The organism is Limosilactobacillus reuteri (assembly GCF_002254085.1).
Lineage (GTDB): Bacteria > Bacillota > Bacilli > Lactobacillales > Lactobacillaceae > Limosilactobacillus > Limosilactobacillus reuteri_K.
On the sequence record NZ_NGPY01000043.1, the window covers coordinates 1 to 1,734 of the forward strand.

General features: G+C 57.5%; 1 protein-coding gene. It reads right to left on the reverse strand.

The features are described 5' to 3' along the window. The coding region (locus CBG10_RS11065) for a hypothetical protein (RefSeq protein ID WP_263851600.1) at positions 1-1,734 on the reverse strand (1,734 nt) is incomplete at both ends.

The following is a 1,734-nucleotide window of genomic DNA, read 5'->3' on the forward strand; positions in this document are numbered from 1 at the left end:
CGAGACCCAGAGGGGTGCACGGCGGAGCGCTGCGACTAGTGCATCAACGAGTGCATCAACGAGTGCCTCAACAAGCGCCTCAACAAGTGCGTCAACGAGCGCATCAACGAGTGCATCGACGAGCGCCTCAGTAAGTGCGTCAACGAGTGCCTCAGTAAGTGCCTCGACTAGTGCCTCAACTAGTGCATCAACGAGTGCCTCAACAAGCGCCTCAACAAGTGCGTCAACGAGCGCGTCAACCAGCGCATCAACGAGTGCGTCAACGAGCGCCTCGACGAGCGCAAGCACGAGTGCATCAACGAGTGCGTCAACTAGTGCGTCAACCAGCGCCTCAACTAGTGCATCAACGAGTGCCTCAACTAGTGCCTCAACCAGCGCATCAACGAGTGCGTCAACGAGCGCCTCGACCAGCGCAAGCACGAGCGCAAGCACGAGTGCATCAACGAGCGCCTCGACGAGCGCTTCAACTAGTGCCTCGACGAGTGCCTCAACTAGTGCATCAACGAGTGCGTCAGTAAGTGCATCAACAAGTGCGTCAACAAGTGCCTCAACGAGTGCATCAACGAGCGCGTCAACGAGTGCATCAACAAGTGCATCGACGAGCGCGTCAACCAGTGCATCAACGAGTGCGTCAGTAAGTGCATCAACAAGTGCGTCAACGAGCGCTTCAACCAGTGCGTCAACAAGCGCTTCAACCAGCGCCGCAACGAGTGCGTCAACGAGCGCATCAACGAGTGCATCGACGAGCGCGTCAACGAGTGCATCAACAAGTGCATCGACGAGCGCGTCAACCAGTGCATCAACAAGTGCGTCAACGAGTGCGTCAACGAGTGCCTCAGTAAGTGCATCAACTAGTGCGTCAACGAGCGCGTCAACCAGTGCATCGACGAGCGCCTCAACAAGTGCGTCAACAAGTGCGTCAACAAGCGCCTCGACTAGTGCGTCAACAAGTGCGTCAACGAGTGCCTCAGTAAGTGCATCAACTAGCGCCTCAACGAGTGCCTCAACCAGTGCATCGACGAGCGCTTCAACAAGTGCGTCAACAAGTGCGTCAACGAGTGCGTCAGTAAGTGCCTCGACTAGTGCGTCAACGAGCGCTTCAACTAGCGCCTCGACGAGCGCAAGCACGAGTGCGTCAACCAGTGCATCAACAAGTGCGTCAACGAGCGCCTCAGTAAGTGCATCAACCAGTGCGTCAACGAGTGCCTCGACGAGCGCAAGCACGAGCGCGTCAACCAGTGCGTCAACGAGTGCATCGACGAGCGCGTCAACAAGTGCGTCAACAAGTGCGTCAACGAGTGCCTCAGTAAGTGCGTCAACGAGTGCCTCAGTAAGTGCCTCGACTAGTGCCTCAACTAGTGCATCAACGAGTGCCTCAACCAGCGCCTCAACTAGTGCCTCAACAAGTGCGTCAACGAGCGCGTCAACCAGCGCATCAACGAGTGCGTCAACGAGCGCCTCGACGAGCGCAAGCACGAGTGCATCAACGAGTGCGTCAACCAGCGCCTCAACTAGTGCATCAACGAGTGCCTCAACCAGCGCCTCGACTAGTGCGTCAACGAGCGCTTCAACGAGCGCCTCAACAAGTGCATCAACAAGTGCGTCAACGAGCGCGTCAACAAGCGCATCAACCAGTGCGTCAACAAGTGCCTCAACGAGCGCCTCAACAAGTGCCTCAACGAGTGCCTCACCGAGCCCATCAACCAGCGCGCCACCGACCGCCCCAACCAGCGC